This window comes from Mycolicibacterium sp. HS_4_1 (assembly GCF_054515875.1).
The window spans coordinates 1,282,281-1,297,619 of the sequence record NZ_CM137261.1; the positions used below are offsets into that span (position 1 = coordinate 1,282,281).

Consider the following 15,339-nt stretch of genomic DNA (forward strand, 5'->3'; position numbering starts at 1 on the left):
TCAACCAACAGCCACGAGGTACGACCGTGAGAAACAAACTACGTGGGACGATAGCCCGACTTGGTATCTTCCTGTCGTTATGTGGAGTCGGAACCTTCGCGCTGATCCTCGTGTTCGCGCAGTTGCGGTTCCAGACCCAAAGGACCTACGTCGCAGAATTCACCGACGTCAGCGGATTGAAAGAGGGCGAATTCGTCCGTATCGCGGGGGTGGAGGTCGGGCAAGTTGGGAAGATTAGTGTCGATACCAAAGCTGTGGTGCACGTTAGGTTTTCGGCTGACGATACAGTGACGTTGACCCAGGGTACGGGAGCCGCTATCCGCTACGACAATCTCGTCGGCGACCGGTATCTGGAACTGACGGAGGGCGTCGGCGGCGTCGGTAAACTCGCTCCTGGACAAGTGATCCCCGTCGACCGTACTACGCCGGCGCTAGATCTCGATGCGCTGATCGGTGGGTTCCGGCCTTTGTTCCGTGCGCTCGACCCCGATCAGGTCAATGCGTTGAGCGAGCAGCTGATCCAGGCATTTCAAGGCCAAGGTGACGCCATAGGAACGTTCTTAGACCAGACTGCCGCGTTCACCAGCACCTTGGCTGACCGCGACCAGCTCATCGGCCAAGTTGTCACCAACCTCAACACAGTGCTCGGCTCCCTGGGGCAGCAAAGCGCTCAATTCGACAAAGCTATCGATCAACTCGCGCACTTGGTAAAGGGCCTCGCCGAACGCAAGACCGATATCAGCAACGCCATCGCGCACACCAACGCCGCCGCGGCGTCCCTCGCTGATCTACTGGTACAGGCCCGGCCAGCAGTGAAAAATGCTGTGAAAGAGGCTGATCGGACGGCGGGAGTCGTGGTTGGCGACCGCGACTATATGAACAATCTGCTCAACATCCTGCCCGACGCATATCAAGCGCTGTCGCGGCAGGCAATATACGGCGACTACTTCTCCTTCTACCTCTGTGACGCGATCCTCAAGCTCAACGGTAAGGGCGGTCAGCCGGTATTTGTGAAGGTCGCCAGCCAAACGACGGGACGGTGCGCGCCAAAATGAAATCGCTTTCGGAACGCAATCCGGTGATGGTCGGCATTGCCGGCGTGGCGATCACTGCCACCTTGGTGGTCGGTGCGCTGCAGTACAAGGAGCTGCCATTTATTGATCGGGGAGAACAGTATTCGGCGTACTTTGCCGAGGCCAGTGGACTGCGCACCGGCGCTGCCGTCCAGGTCTCCGGTTTCCGCGTCGGCGAGGTGACCAGCGTCCGGTTGGACGGGCCGCGGGTCCTTATCGACTTCAAGATCAAGAGCGAAGTGCACCTGGGCCGGCAGACCGAGGTCCAGATTCGCACAAAGAGTCTTTTAGGCGCCAAAGTCTTGGAGGTCCTTCCGCGGGGCGAGGGCACATTATCGGCAACCATTCCGCTGGACCGCACCCGGTCGGCTTACCAATTGCCCGATGCCTTAGGCGATTTGGCAGGTACCGTCAATGCCCTCAACACCGACAAGCTCAACACCGCCTTGAGCACCTTGTCGACTACCTTCAAAGACACACCGGCCAACCTGCGGCGAGCGCTGGCCGGGGTCTCACGTTTCTCGAAGACCCTCAATGAACGTGACGCGAGCCTCCGGTCTCTGCTGGAAAATGCGAACAAGGCCACCGGAGTACTGGCGCAGCGCAGCGATCAGATCGTGAACCTGATCGCGGACACGAATGCGCTTCTGGCACAGCTGCGAACACAGAGCGATGCACTCGAACACAGCGCCGGCAATTTGTCGGCGCTGGCCCAGCAACTCTCAGGGTTCATTGCGGACAATCGACAGCAACTCAAACCGGCGCTGGACAAACTCAACGATGTCCTGACCTTGGTCGACGACCACAAACAGGGAATCAAGAAATCGCTTCACCTGCTGACCGGTTATCTGATGTCCCTGGGTGAGTCGGTTGGCTCGGGGCCCTTCTTCAAGGCGTACCTCGCCAACTTGTTGCCCGGCCAATTTGTCCAGCCGTTCGTCGATGCTGCGTTCTCAGATCTTGGCTTAGACCCGCACACCCTGTTGCCGTCCCAATTGCACGATCCGCAAACTGGCCAGCCCGGAACACCGGCGCTGCCAATGCCGTACCCACGCACCGGCCAGGGCGGCGATCCGCGGATGAACCTGCCCGATGCGATCACCGGTCATCCTGGCGACCCGCGCTATCCGTACCACGAACCCGACCCGGCGCCGCCAGCAGGCGGCCCGCCCCCGGGGGCCCCAGCCGACGTCCCGCCGCCTCCCATCCCAACCCCCGTCTACGTGCCGGCCCCTGGTGAGCCGCTAACCACCGGAGGACAACCGTGAGTCGCCGCGCTCGAATTATCCTGGCCGCCATTCTGATAGCCGCCGTTGTCGGAGGCACGATCACCGCGATGCGGTTCCTGCAGCAGACCGGACGGACCCTGGTCACCGCCTATTTCGACAACAGCAATGGCATTTTCGCTGGTGATGACGTCGTCGTCCTCGGCGTGCCCGTAGGCCAGATCGATAAGATCGAGCCCCAGCCCAAGCGGGCCAAGGTCACCTTCTGGATCGACAGTGATGTTGCGGTGCCAGCCGATGCGAAAGCCGTGATCCTGTCCCCGCAATTGGTCACGTCGCGCTCGATTCAATTAACCCCGGCCTACACCGGTGGAGCCCGGATCCGTGACGGTGCGGTAATCCCGCAAGATCGGACTGCCGTCCCCATGGAATGGGATGATTTTCGTGAGCAGCTGCAGAAGCTCAACGCGGCACTGCAGCCAACCGCGCCAGGAGGCGTCAGCCCCATCGGGCAGTTCATCAACACGGCCGCAGACAACCTGCGTGGCCAGGGGCCGGGTATTCGGGATGCGATAATCAAACTGTCACAAGCGATGTCGGCCCTCGGAGACCACAGCGACGATATCTTCACCACGGTCAAGCACCTGTCTATTTTGGTGTCGGCACTGCAGTCGAGTGCAGGGGCGATGGCCCAACTAAACCGCAACCTCGCCGCCGTGACCGGATATCTCGCCAGCGACCCCGCTGCGGTCGGCCGCGTCATCGCTGACATCAACACTGCGGCGGGGGACGTAGCCAAATTCGTCGCCGACAACCGTGATGCGATCGGTACCAGCTCGGACAAGTTGACATCGATTTCCCAGCTTCTCGTCGGCAGCCTCGACGACATCAAACAGGCCCTCCACGTGGCACCCAACGCCGCGCAGAACCTGATCAACATCTACTCGCCGACGAACGGCGCTATTACCGGCGTTCTTTCGGTGACCAACTTCGCGAACCCGTTGTCGTTCCTGTGCGGCGCAATCCAAGCCGCGTCGCGACTAGGTGGTGAGCAGGCAGCCAAACTGTGCGTTCAATACCTGGCACCGATCGTGAAGAACCGGCAGTTCAACTTCCCGCCACTCGGCATCAATCCGTTCGTGTCCCAGATGGCGAGACCGAATGAGGTGACCTACACCGAAGATTGGATGCGGCCCGATTACCGCCCGTCCGCCCCTGCCAACCCGACACCAATCGGGGCCGCTGCACCCGATGCAAGACCGCCGTTGGCCGCAGAGGCGCCGGTTCAGACCGACCCCAACGCTGGACTTTCGGGAATGATGATGCCGCCTGGAGGTGGATCGTGATAGCTATGGCTCGTCTCGTCGTGGCGCTGGCCGCGGTCCTGGGATGCCTTACCGGATGTGAGTGGCGAGGCCTGAACTCGCTACCGTTGCCTGGCACCGAAGGTGGCGGTCCCGGCTCATTCACCGTTCAAGCACAGATGCCCAATGTCACTAATATCCAACAGAACTCACGGGTGCGTGTCGGCGACGTAACCGTGGGCCACGTGACCAAGATCGAACGGCAGGGGTGGCACGCCTTGGTCACCATGGTGGTCAACGGTGACGTCCGGCTGCCCGGCAACGTCACCGCTAAAGTGGGACAAACCAGCCTCCTGGGCACCTTGCATGTCGAATTGGCGCCGCCAGCCGGCCAGGCCCCGCAGGGAACACTGCACGACGGATCGCTCATTCCGCTCGCCCGGGCAGGCAGCTACCCGACGGTCGAGCAGACACTAGGGGCGCTGTCGACGGTCCTCAACGGCGGGGGGCTGGGGCAGGTGCAGGACATCACCCGAGCTCTGAACACCGCGTTCGCCGGCCGCGAACAAGATGTACGTAGCCTCATCAGTCAACTCGACGTATTCATAGGGCATCTCAACGATCAAAAAGGCGACATCATCGCTGCCACCGACGGCCTCAACAACCTGGCCGGTCAATTCGCAGACAGAAAGCCCGTACTCGACAAGGCCCTGCAGACCATTCCTGATGCACTGCAAGTGCTTTCGGAACAGCGTCAGAACCTCGCGGAAGCCCTCGACAGGTTCGGCCAATTCAGCGCGCTCACTCACGACACGGTCAACAAAACCAAGGATGCCCTGCTGGCCGAACTCAACGACGCAGGGCCGGTACTGGAATCCCTGGCCAACGCGGGACCGGCGTTGACCCGCTCGTTGAGCATGCTCGCCACCTACCCGTGGCCGACCGAAAACGTCCGAAAGTGGTTTCGGGGAGACTCTGCAAACCTGACGCTGGTTCTGGACCTGACACTGAGCCGCCTCGACAATGCGCTCTTCACAGGCACACGATGGGAAGGCAACCTCACCCAACTGGAAATGCAGTGGGGCCGCACCATCGGGCAGCTACCCAGCCCAGCCACCGCCGGCAACCCTCTGGTGGCTCCCTACCACTTCGATCAAGGTCATTGAGATGCATCAAAGTCTCCGTGTACGAATCCAATTCGCAGTCTTCACCGTAGTGGCCGCTATTGCTGGATCGATCATGCTCTTCGGCTACATGCGCGCACCCGCCTATCTGGGTATCGGTTACTACAACGTCACCATCGAGCTACCTCAGGCCGCAGGGCTGTACCCGCGGGCTAACGTCACCTACCGCGGCACCGAAGTAGGCCGCGTCGAATCGGTGATCCTGACCGACTCCGGCGTCGCGGCCGTCTTGCAGCTCAAATCAAACGTCCCGATCCCCGCGGACCTCGACGCGCAGGTACACAGCCAAACCGCCATCGGAGAGCAGTTCGTCGCATTACTGCCCCGCAGCGATTCGAGCAACAAACTCACGGACGGGACCGTGATCCCGCTCGCACGTACCTCGGTGCCACCAGACATCAACACACTGATCGCATCGGCCAACAACGGCCTGCGCGCCATACCGCAAGACGACCTGAAGACCGTAATCGACGAATCATCCACTGCGGTAGGTGGATTGGGACCCGAGCTCTCCCGACTGGTCAAAAGTTCTACCCAGCTGGCGCTCGATGCCCGAAAGAACCTCGAGTCGATCACCACCGTGATCGACAAGTCCCAGCCACTGCTGGACGCACAGATCAACACAGCTGACGCCGTCTCGACATGGGCAGGAAACCTGGCGACGATCACCCGACAGCTGAAAACCCACGACAGTGACCTGGCTGGCTTCATCGACAAGGGGTCGCAGACCTCGGAGCAGGCGCGTCAGCTGATCGAGAGGCTCAAGCCCACTCTGCCGGTCGTACTGTCCAACCTGGTCAGCCTCGGACAGGTCGCTGTCGCCTATCAACCCGCCGTCGAACAGTTGCTGGTGCTTTTGCCGCAGGCAGTTTCGATGCTGCAGGCGGGTGTAGTCGCCAACGATGGCACGAAACAGGCGTACAAAGGCGTGTACCTCGACTTCCACCTCAATCTGAATCTGCCGCCGACCTGTTCGACAGGCTTCCTGCCCGCGCAACAGCGTCGTAGCGCCAGCGATGTGGACTACCCCGACCGACCCGCCGGCGACCTGTACTGCCGTGTACCACAGGACTCCGCCCTCAACGTTCGCGGCGCACGTAACTATCCATGCTTGACCGTTCCCGGCAAGCGTGCACCGACAGTCAAGATGTGCGAAAGCAACGAACAGTACGTGCCCCTCAACGACGGCTACAACTGGAAAGGCGATCCCAACGCCACCTCAACCGGACAAGCCATTCCCCAGCTGCCGCCCGGCTCGGGACCACCTCTATCGGCCGAACCGCGACCGATAGCGGTCGCCCAATACGACCCGACGACCGGCAACTACGTCGGACCTGACGGCAACACTTACACCCAATCCGACCTTGCCCAGAGTGCGAAGGAGCAGACATGGCAGACAATGTTGATGCCGGCGAAGCCCTGACCGAGCGCGCGGTAAACGACTCAACGGCACCAGAACCCGAGGGCTCGATCGTGGCTGATGAGGGTTCTCGCGACGGCGATATGGCGCTGGCCGACACCGCAGTGGATGCCGAGGGGGACACCGAGGCGCCCGCGTCGCTGCGGCGGCGATTCAGTCGGCTGGCCGCCGCTGGGGCGTTGGGCCTACTCATGTTCCTCGCAGCGTCAGGGCTGGCGGGGTGGCTGGGCTACCGGGTCTACCTGAATCACCAACAGTCGCAACGTGATGCGCTCTACGTCGCGGTGGCACGTCAGGGGGCCATCAACCTGACCACCATCGACTTCACCCGCGCAGACGCTGACGTGCAACGGATCCTGGACTCGGCGACCGGCACGTTCTACGACGATTTCGCCCAACGCTCGCAACCGTTTATCGCCGCCGTCAAGGAAGCAAAATCCAAGTCCGAGGGAACCGTCGCCGAAGCCAGCATCGAATCCGAAGAAGCCGGTCACGCCCAAGTTCTGGTGGCCGTAACGGTGAAAACCTCCACCGGGGCAGGTGCCCAGACCGCACCGCCACGGTCCTGGCGCATGCGCATCGGCGTTGAACATAACGGGAATAGCGCCAAGGTCGCCAACGTGGAGTTCGTCGCATGATTCAGGCACTCCGCATTCGGACCAGCCACCACCGCTGCACCACAACCGACGGGAACTCCGCCATGTCCGTTCACACCCAAGCCCACGACGCTGGTACCAGCGAGACGGTCGAGGAAGCCGCCGTGGAGACCGATTCCATCACTTTGGCAGTGGCAGAGGAGCTTTCAGCGCCCAGTGAAGACGCCGTCGACAGCGCCGAACACGACAGCGCCGACACGCCCGATACCCCGCGCCCGCCACGACGTGCCCGATGGAAAACGCGCATCGTGTACATCATCCTGCCAGTCCTGGTGATGATGATCGGCGGAGCCATCGGATACCTGAAATACGCCGACGGCACTTTCCATGCCGAACAGACCTCCCGCGCGCACGCCGTCGAGGCCGCCAAGCAAATCACCACCGCGATGCTGTCGTACAAGCCGGATAGCGTCGACAAGGACCTGGGGGCCGCCCAAGATCGGCTCACCGGTGATTTCCGCAATGCCTATACCGCCCTGGTTGACAAGGTCGTCATCCCCGGAGCCAAAGAGCGACACATTATTTCGCAGGCTACTGTCGCCGCCGCCGGACCTTCCAGCGCCGATGGACACCACGCGGTGGTCCTGCTCTTCGTCGACCAGACCATCACCATCGGAACTGATCCGCCCACCAACACTGCCTCCAGCGTCCGTGTCAGCCTCGACAAGGTGGACGGACAATGGATGGTCTCCAAATTCGAGCCGATCTAACGCCATGAACTCGAAATCGCCTATCTGCCAAATTAAGACGGCTGTAGTCCGTCGCCTGCTCGCCGCCGTGGCAGGGGGAATGCTGTGCGGGCTGAGCCCGGTTGCCATGAGTGCGGCGCGCGCGGACGCGGTGGGCTACCTGGTGAACATCACCGTCCGGCCCGGATACCACTTCACAGGCGCCGATGATGCTGTGCGCTACGGCTACACCTTGTGCGACCAGGTGGAGCGCAAAATCGGCTACGGCGACATCATCAACGCGGTCAAACGCGATCAGGGCACGGTCGACGGCTATCAAGCCGCATATTTGGTCAACCAAGCAGTCGACGAACTCTGCCCCGCTCAGATATGGCAACTACGCCAGTCCGCGGCCGGATACCAGAACCCAGGACCACTCCGATGAGCATGCACGCCGGCGAAGGTTGCGCGTTGTTGTCGCCTAGCCATCGCTTCCTGGCCGGGGCGTCGGCCGCCCTGACGATTATGGCCGTGACCACTTCGACTGGAGTGTGTGAGCCGGCCGCGAATGCGGACAACCACCGCCTGAACAACTCGGTGGTAGACAACGTGTACACCGTCCAACACCACGCCGGATGCACCAACGACGTCAAGGTCAACCCCCAACTGCAGTTGGCCGCGCAGTGGCACACATTGGACGTCCTCAACAATCGCGATCTGGACGCCGATGTCGGTTCGGACGGGTCCAGCTCACAGGACCGGGCTCGAGCCGCCGGCTACACGGGCACTGTCGCCGAAACCGTGGCCATTAACCCGTCACTGGCGATCAACAACCTCGACATCTTGAACCAGTGGTACTACCGCCCGGACTACATGGCCATCATGTCGAACTGCGCGTACAGCCAGATCGGGGTGTGGTCAGAAAACAGTCTGAACCGCACCGTCCTCGTCGCTGTTTACGGGGCGCCCGGCTGACCTCGGTGCTGCGCCGGATCGCCACGCCCTGATCGCCTGAATTGAGGAGAACAGAATGGACCCCACGCCCGACTACGACGCTAGCGACGAAATCGAATACTTCATGAACTGGTTGCCCTGGGCACTGCGCGGCGTATACCCACCGCCCGCATACCCACCCGTATAGGCATCGCGACATTCCTGGCCAGCAACACAACATGGCAACACCACCCCATACCGTTCGAGCAAAGGAGTCGCGCTGATGGCACGAATCGCCATACTCCGGACAGCACTTGCCGCCGTCGCCGCAGTATCGCTATGGACTGCCGGCCACGCCAAAGCCGCCGGCTTCGAAACGCTGATGGTGCCGTCGGCCGCGATGGGCCGCAATATTCCTGTGGCTTTCATGAGCGGCGGCCCCCACGCGGTCTACCTCCTCGACGCCTTCAACGCCAGCCCCGACGTGAGCAACTGGGTAACTGCCGGCAACGCGATCAACACCCTTGCTGGTAAGGGCATTTCGGTAGTGGCACCTGCTGGAGGCGCATTCAGCCTTTACACCAACTGGGAACAGGATGCCGGCAAACAGTGGGAGACGTTCCTGAGTGATGAGCTACCGAACTGGCTGGCCGCCAACAAAGGTCTGGCATCGGGAGGCGACGGCATCGTCGGTGCCGCCCAGGGCGGCACTGCCGCATTGACGCTGGCGGCCTTCCATCCGGACCGGTTTCGATACGCCGGATCGATGTCGGGCTTTCTGACGGTGGGCAACACCTTCCTCAACGGCGCGATCACGGAGGGAATGCAACGGTTCGGTGGGGTCAATACCCAGGCGATGTGGGGCGCTGCCCAATTTGGCCGGTGGAAATCGCATGACCCTGACGCGCATCTGCGGCTGTTGATCGACAACGACACCCGACTGTGGGTGTTCAGTCCGCAGACGGTGTCCTGCAGTGATCCGGCGGCGATGATCGGCTACTGCGACCAGGCCCAAGGAAGCAGCCGCAGCTTCTATTCGAACTTCCGCTTGGCCGGCGGCCAGAACGGGCACTTCGATTTTCCGACCGGTGGTCAGCACGACTGGAGTAGTTGGGGCCCGCAGCTGCGCGCGCTCTCGGCAGACCTCGTCCACGCGATTCGATAACGACCAGAGGAGTTTTCGATGGGTATCCAAATCGATGTGACCGGACTGAGTAAGTCCTTTGGGTCGTCGAAGATCTGGGAAGACGTCACGTTGACCATCCCCGCCGGTGAGGTCAGCGTCATGCTGGGTCCGTCCGGTACCGGTAAGTCGGTGTTCTTGAAGTCGCTGATCGGTTTGCTGCGTCCTGAGCGCGGTTCGATCGTCATCGACGGCACCAACATCATCGAGTGCTCGGCCAAGGAGCTCTACGAGATCCGGACGCTGTTCGGTGTGCTGTTCCAGGACGGTGCGCTGTTCGGCTCGATGAACATCTACGACAATACGGCGTTCCCGCTGCGTGAGCACACCAAGAAGTCCGAGTCCGAGATCCGCAAGATCGTCATGGAAAAGCTCGACATCGTGGGTATGCCCAACGACGGTCACAAGTTCCCCGGTGAGATTTCCGGTGGTATGCGTAAGCGTGCCGGCCTGGCCCGGGCCCTGGTGTTGGACCCGGAGATCATCCTGGTCGACGAGCCGGACTCCGGTCTGGACCCCGTCCGTACCGCCTACCTGTCGCAGCTGCTGATCGACATCAACGCCCAGATCGACGCGACCATCTTGATCGTGACGCACAACATCAATGTGGTGCGGACGGTGCCGGACAACATCGGCATGCTGTACCGCAAGCATTTGGTGATGTTCGGGCCTCGTGAGGTGTTGTTGACCAGTGAGGAGCCGGCGGTCAAGCAGTTCCTCAACGGTCGTCGTATCGGTCCGATCGGTATGTCGGAGGAGAAGGACGCCGCGACTGCTGCTGCTGAGCAGGCCGCGTCGGATCTGGGTCACGCTGATGGTGGTGTCGAAGAGGTCGAGGGGGTGCCGCCGCAGATCGAGGTGACCCCGGGGATGCCGGTGCGCCAGGCGGTGGCTCGTCGTCAGGCTCGCGTGCGCTCGATCCTGCACACCCTGCCCCCGGCCGCGCAGGCCGCCATCCTCGAAGACCTCGACAACAACCCCGGTCAAGAGCAGACGGCGCGGATCAGCCTGCCCCGCGAACTGCTTGATGCTTCGGTGTCAATGCGAAGTGATTGCACATGAGACGAAATGATCACAGGCGCAACGCGATCCGACACGGGTCACTAGACAGGGCAACAGCATGACAGCCGCCCAACGCACCGCGACGCAGTTGAACGTTGAAGCCGGGTTCGACCAGAGCCCGCGGACTGAATCACCAAGTAGAACGTCAGCTGCTGACCGGTTTGACGTTCAGGCTCTATCAATAGCCGTGAAGGGAGCCAACACAAATGAGGATCGGACTCCTACCACCAATCGAGCTGAGTTGCGGCCCTTCAATCGTTCCTCCGGGAATCGCTGAGTGCAGACCTTGCATCGTCGTCGCATTCAGGCCCGCACTTGTGGCGGAACCCGATGTGAGCGAACCCGCGACCGACGGCGGCAGATATGTGGACTTTGACCACCAGTGATCGGCGACACCGTCTTGTCGAGGGTTGATTTTCGACAAGGAGCTGGCGGGCACGGCGGAGACGCCACACGGGGGTACGTCTGTCGGCGTCTACTTGACGACAACCTCAAATGGCCAGTGCGACTTAGCACTTGGTCGAAGTGAACCACACGATGGGCAGTTGCCATGCAAAAGATGCAGGAAATTGACTTGGCCTGGTCGCTTGTTGAGGCCGCCAAACATGAATTGGATCGACGGGAGCGCAACCACGTCTTCGTTAGCATCGGTGCCGGCGACCCATTTACCGCGATTCGTATCTTGGTCAGCCTGATTGCGGATAAACGAATTCCGTTGCATCCGCTCCTGGTGCAGCTGTGCAACACGTGGCTGCAGGCATACGCACTCCATGCGGATCACGAGCGCCTCAGGTTGCTCGTCGATGAGTTCACTGTGCCTGGCGCCCAGCACCGACCACGGGTGATCAATCGATCACTGTCATGCACGGAACATTCTGCGGCCTCGCCGGTGTCCGGTCCCGAAAGATCGGCAGCCTATCCGTGGGAAATCAGGCCGCGACGGCAAACCGCCTAGCAGTTCAGGCCGACAAGAACGCGGATCATGCAGGCGGGGCGCCACCACCGCCACGGCTCCATCGCGTACTGCGGCATTGCCACAAGCCGGCCGAAGGCGGCGCCTGATGACACAACGTGACACATACAGCATCGCGGCGGCTCAGAGATTCGGCAGATGCCATGGAATTTGAGGACCTACAAATGCCCGAATCAAATGCCCGCACCCGGATTCAGGATGTTATCGGGATCGAGTGCCGCCTTGATCCGGCGATTCAGTTCCATGACCTCCGGGCCGAGTTGGCCGGCCAGCCACGGCCGCTTGAGTCGGCCGACGCCGTGCTCCCCGGTGATGGTGCCACCCAGCGACACGGCCAGGTCCATGATCTCGCCGAACGCGATGTTGGCCCGCCGGGTGTTCTCGGCGTCGTTCGGGTCGTGGACGATCAGTGGGTGGGTGTTGCCGTCTCCGGCGTGCGCGATCACCGAGATCAGCAGGTCGTGCTTACGGGCGATCTCACCTACCCCGTCGACCAGGTCCGCCAGCGCGGGCAGCGGCACACCGACGTCCTCCAGGAGTAGCGGGCCTTTGGCCTCCACTGCCGGGATGGCGAACCGCCGGGCGGCCACGAAGGCCTCGCCCTCGTCGGGGTCGTCGGTCGAAAACACTTCTGTCGCACCGGCTTCGGTGAAGACACGAGCCATGTATTCGGTGTCCTCGACACCCGCGGCGCCGCGATCGTCGGACGCCGCCACCAGCATTGCCTTGGCGCTGCGGTCCAGGCCCATCTTGAGTTTGTCCTCGACCGCGTTGATCGCGACGTCGTCCATGAACTCCAGCATCGACGGCCGAATCCGGCCGGTAATGGTCACGACGGCATCGGCTGCGGCGCGCACCGAGTCGAAACTGGCGACCACGGTGCACCCGCGATGCTGTGGTGGCAGCAGGCGCAGCGTCGCCTCGGTGACGACGCCGAGCGTGCCTTCGCTGCCGACGAACAGTTTGGTGAGGCTCAGTCCCGCAACGTCTTTCAGTCGCGGGCCGCCGAGCCGTACCGCGGTGCCGTCGGCCAGGACCACCTGCAGGCCGAGGATGTAGTCGGTGGTGACGCCGTATTTCACGCAGCACAGGCCACCGGCGTTGGTGGCGACGTTGCCGCCGATGCTGCAGATTTCGAATGACGACGGGTCGGGCGGGTACCAGAGCCCATGGGCCGCAACGGCTTTCTTCACCTCGGCGTTGAGCAGCCCGGGCTGCACCACGGCGGTACGGGTGGCCGTGTCGACGACGATGTCGCGCATGCGTTCGGTGGTGAGCACGATGCCGCCGTCGACAGCCGTCGCGCCGCCGGACAGGCTGGTGCCGGCGCCGCGTGGTACCACCGGAATCGTGTGTGCACTGGCCCAGCGCAGGATCGTCTGCACTTCCTCGGTGCTCCGCGGCCGCACCACTGCGATGGGCGTGCCGGCGTCCGGATCCAGAGCCCGGTCCTGGCGGTAGGACGCGACGATGTCCGGATCGGTGACGACGGCGTCAGCGGGTAGGTCGGCGATGAGGCTCGGCAGCGCGGTGTGCACCCGGCAAGTCTAGGAGCAGCGCGCCGACCGGTTACGGCGCGCGCCATGTGCCATGCGTATTAATCCCGTGTAACGACAGTGTTACGGGTACGCTTGGCAGCGTGTACAGCAAGGCCATGTTGGCCGAGATGGAGGCGCTGCGTGGCAGCCCTCGCGGGGCGCATGTGTCAGCGACCGCGATCGAACTCCATGTGCGTGCCGTGAGCCGCAGCGTGCGTACCCGTCGCCCGGCTTTCGTGGCCGATGCGGTCCTCGATGCCATTGCCCCCGGTTCGGTGACAACGGTTGTGGCCCTGGAGCTTTGGCTGGCCGGCCTCTGGCAGCGGGTGCCTGGGGGCTATCTGATCGACGACCGGGAACTGATCGCCCATCTGTCCGCCGGTCCGGTGCGGCGCTGGGCGCGCCGGGTGTGGCTGAACCTCAACAGTGAGTCCGTCATCCCGTTCTGATCGCGCCGGCGGGCGGCCGGACTGCGCGTAGCGAAGCAAACAACAGGTCGTTCAGCATGTCGAGAAGGTGCTCGCGGTCGACCTTGATCGCTCCGAGGAGGACGGCGGTGAGCGTCTCGCCGACCCCGCCGATGACGAACTGCGCGGCCAGGCGCAAGTCGGTGGGGGAGCCACCCGGTCCGCTCAGCCCGGCGACAATGCCGGCGAAGCGCTGAGCCTCGGCGAGGCGGCGCGGGCCGAGTGCTGGTGAGGAGCCGGATTCGATCAAGATCACGCGGCCCTTGCGCTGGTCCGCCAGTACGAGGTCTGCCAGCGCCCCGAGGGCCGCGCGTGAGCGGGCCCGCGGACCACCTTCGGTATCGGCGATCGCGGCGAGTCCGCGCTGTTCCAGCTCGGCGACGATGTCGTCGAACACCGCGATGTGCAGGTCTTCGATCGTCGGAAACGATTCGGCGAAGTAGCGCGCGGCCAGTCCGGCTCGCTCGGCGACGCCCCGCAGGGTCGTCGCGGGGATGCCTTTGGTGCCCATCAGGTCCAGGCCGGCCGCCATGAAGCGTCGTCGCCGCTCGGCGATGCGGTCGGCACCGCTCAAGCCGCCGTACTGCCGTGGCCCACTCACAGAATCAATCTTGACACACGTGTTGACAGATGGTTGCCTCATGACATCTATCAACGCTTGATGACAGATTGGATTGGCCATGACGAGCACGGCAACCTCCGTTGACGCGGCAGTTGAGCCATGGGCCCCGGGCCAGCCGCATGCCGAGCTGGCCGCTGACGTCCGGTGGTGGCTGGGCTCGCCGCTGAGTCTCGGTCTCTTCGGGCGCCTGGCACTCGACCAGGTGGCGTACCGCCCGATCGCGGCAGCGGTCGATTGGTCGGGACGATTTCAAGAGAACTTCACCGACCGGGGCATCCGCTCGCTGGCGTATGGAATGTTGATGCTGTTCGGCGACGAGGTGGACCGCCGCTTCGATACCGAGGAGCTCAAACGGCTGCACGCCGGCGTGCGGGGGACCGGCAACGGCGAGTTCTCGGATACCAGATTCAGCGCGCTCGACCCCGAACTGTGGAACTGGATCGCCATCAGCTCGCTGAACCTGTTCTACCGGGGCTATGTCGCCATCCGTGGTGAGGATCTCGACGCTGAGCAACGCGAGGTCGTCTACCAGACCCTGCGGTGGATGACGAGCTATCTGGAGCTGCCCAGCTCGCGGGCCAAGCTGCCGGAAACGCTTGCCGACATGCTGGCGTACTACGACCGGGTCGCCGAGGAGTGCTTGGCGGACAACGCATTTCTGCAATACGCCGACGACAGCTTTGACACGCTTCCGGTGCCCGCGCTGCTCCCGACGCGGTTGCGAAGGCTCGTTTTGCCGTTCTGGGGCGCGTTGACGCCGATCGCACTGCGCGTGCCCAAGGTGTTGGGTCAGCGTCATGCCCACCCGAAGATGCGGGAACTGCTCGGCATTCGATCGACGCCATTGAACCGCCTGGAATACGCCCTGTACCTGTCGGCGACGAGGCTGGCCTGGCGGCATCTGCCACGGGCCGTCGTTCTCGACCCGTTGGCGTACAACCGGTACCGCTACGAGCGGCTGCGGTCGGCCTATCACCGCGTGCAATTAGACAGCTTCGCTGCTTAGCCGCGCGGACGGGGCGCAGAATCT

At 62.8% G+C, this 15,339-nt stretch carries 15 protein-coding genes and 1 pseudogene; 14 read left to right on the forward strand and 2 right to left on the reverse strand.

Features of this window, described 5'->3' with window-relative positions; translation table 11 throughout:
- Positions 1-26: 26 nt before the first annotated feature.
- From ACX12F_RS06150 to ACX12F_RS06205, 12 genes and pseudogenes are all read left to right on the forward strand, one after another.
- Positions 27-1,055 (forward strand): MCE family protein, encoded by a 1,029-nt coding sequence (locus tag ACX12F_RS06150; RefSeq protein WP_459368741.1) that lies wholly within the window; start codon positions 27-29, stop codon positions 1,053-1,055.
- A complete protein-coding gene (locus tag ACX12F_RS06155; RefSeq protein WP_459370257.1) occupies positions 1,052-2,341 on the forward strand; it encodes an MCE family protein in 1,290 nt (429 codons plus the stop codon). The genes ACX12F_RS06150 and ACX12F_RS06155 overlap by 4 nt, the downstream gene beginning before the upstream one ends.
- Positions 2,338-3,645: an MCE family protein gene (locus tag ACX12F_RS06160; protein WP_459368742.1), complete on the forward strand. Its 1,308-nt coding sequence runs from the start codon at positions 2,338-2,340 to the stop codon at positions 3,643-3,645. Before ACX12F_RS06155 ends, ACX12F_RS06160 begins: the two co-directional genes overlap by 4 nt.
- 5 nt (positions 3,646-3,650) lie before the next feature.
- Positions 3,651-4,769 carry an MCE family protein gene (locus tag ACX12F_RS06165; protein ID WP_459368743.1) on the forward strand — a complete coding sequence of 373 codons (1,119 nt, stop codon included), beginning with the start codon at positions 3,651-3,653 and terminating at the stop codon, positions 4,767-4,769.
- A 1-nt stretch (position 4,770) separates the two neighbouring features.
- The gene (locus ACX12F_RS06170) at positions 4,771-6,210 is read left to right on the forward strand and encodes an MCE family protein (RefSeq protein WP_459368744.1); all 1,440 of its coding nucleotides are present in this window, start codon (positions 4,771-4,773) and stop codon (positions 6,208-6,210) included.
- A complete protein-coding gene (locus tag ACX12F_RS06175; protein ID WP_459368745.1) occupies positions 6,177-6,845 on the forward strand; it encodes an Rv1363c family protein in 669 nt (222 codons plus the stop codon). The genes ACX12F_RS06170 and ACX12F_RS06175 overlap by 34 nt, the downstream gene beginning before the upstream one ends.
- A gap of 62 nt (positions 6,846-6,907) precedes the next feature.
- Positions 6,908-7,573, forward strand: a complete 666-nt coding sequence (locus ACX12F_RS06180) for an Rv1363c family protein (RefSeq protein ID WP_459368746.1) — start codon at positions 6,908-6,910, stop codon at positions 7,571-7,573.
- Positions 7,574-7,640: 67 nt separating this feature from the next.
- Entirely contained in the window at positions 7,641-7,976 is a 336-nt protein-coding gene (locus tag ACX12F_RS06185) for a DUF732 domain-containing protein (RefSeq protein ID WP_459368747.1), read from the forward strand.
- 80 nt (positions 7,977-8,056) lie between these two features.
- Positions 8,057-8,672 (forward strand): annotated as a pseudogene (locus tag ACX12F_RS06190) (CAP domain-containing protein).
- A 75-nt stretch (positions 8,673-8,747) separates the two neighbouring features.
- A complete protein-coding gene (locus ACX12F_RS06195; protein ID WP_459368748.1) occupies positions 8,748-9,629 on the forward strand; it encodes an alpha/beta hydrolase-fold protein in 882 nt (293 codons plus the stop codon).
- Between the two features lie 18 nt (positions 9,630-9,647).
- The gene (locus ACX12F_RS06200) at positions 9,648-10,709 is read left to right on the forward strand and encodes an ABC transporter ATP-binding protein (RefSeq protein ID WP_459368749.1); all 1,062 of its coding nucleotides are present in this window, start codon (positions 9,648-9,650) and stop codon (positions 10,707-10,709) included.
- 550 nt (positions 10,710-11,259) lie between these two features.
- Positions 11,260-11,664, forward strand: a complete 405-nt coding sequence (locus ACX12F_RS06205; RefSeq protein WP_459368750.1) for a hypothetical protein — start codon at positions 11,260-11,262, stop codon at positions 11,662-11,664.
- A 191-nt stretch (positions 11,665-11,855) separates the two neighbouring features.
- On the opposite strand, the gene ACX12F_RS06210 is transcribed toward ACX12F_RS06205, so the two are convergent.
- On the reverse strand, positions 11,856-13,220 hold the full coding sequence (locus tag ACX12F_RS06210) for an FAD-binding oxidoreductase (protein WP_459368751.1): 1,365 nt from the start codon (positions 13,218-13,220) through the stop codon (positions 11,856-11,858).
- 101 nt (positions 13,221-13,321) lie between these two features.
- On the opposite strand from ACX12F_RS06210, the gene ACX12F_RS06215 reads away from it, so the two are divergent.
- Positions 13,322-13,669, forward strand: coding sequence for a hypothetical protein (locus tag ACX12F_RS06215; RefSeq protein ID WP_459368752.1), 348 nt, complete (start codon positions 13,322-13,324; stop codon positions 13,667-13,669).
- Here ACX12F_RS06215 and ACX12F_RS06220 read toward each other — a convergent pair.
- Positions 13,656-14,288: a TetR/AcrR family transcriptional regulator gene (locus tag ACX12F_RS06220; RefSeq protein ID WP_459368753.1), complete on the reverse strand. Its 633-nt coding sequence runs from the start codon at positions 14,286-14,288 to the stop codon at positions 13,656-13,658. The two genes, ACX12F_RS06215 and ACX12F_RS06220, sit on opposite strands and share 14 nt — an antisense overlap.
- A 73-nt stretch (positions 14,289-14,361) precedes the next feature.
- On the opposite strand from ACX12F_RS06220, the gene ACX12F_RS06225 reads away from it, so the two are divergent.
- On the forward strand, positions 14,362-15,315 hold the full coding sequence (locus tag ACX12F_RS06225; RefSeq protein WP_459368754.1) for an oxygenase MpaB family protein: 954 nt from the start codon (positions 14,362-14,364) through the stop codon (positions 15,313-15,315).
- Positions 15,316-15,339: the final 24 nt, after the last annotated feature.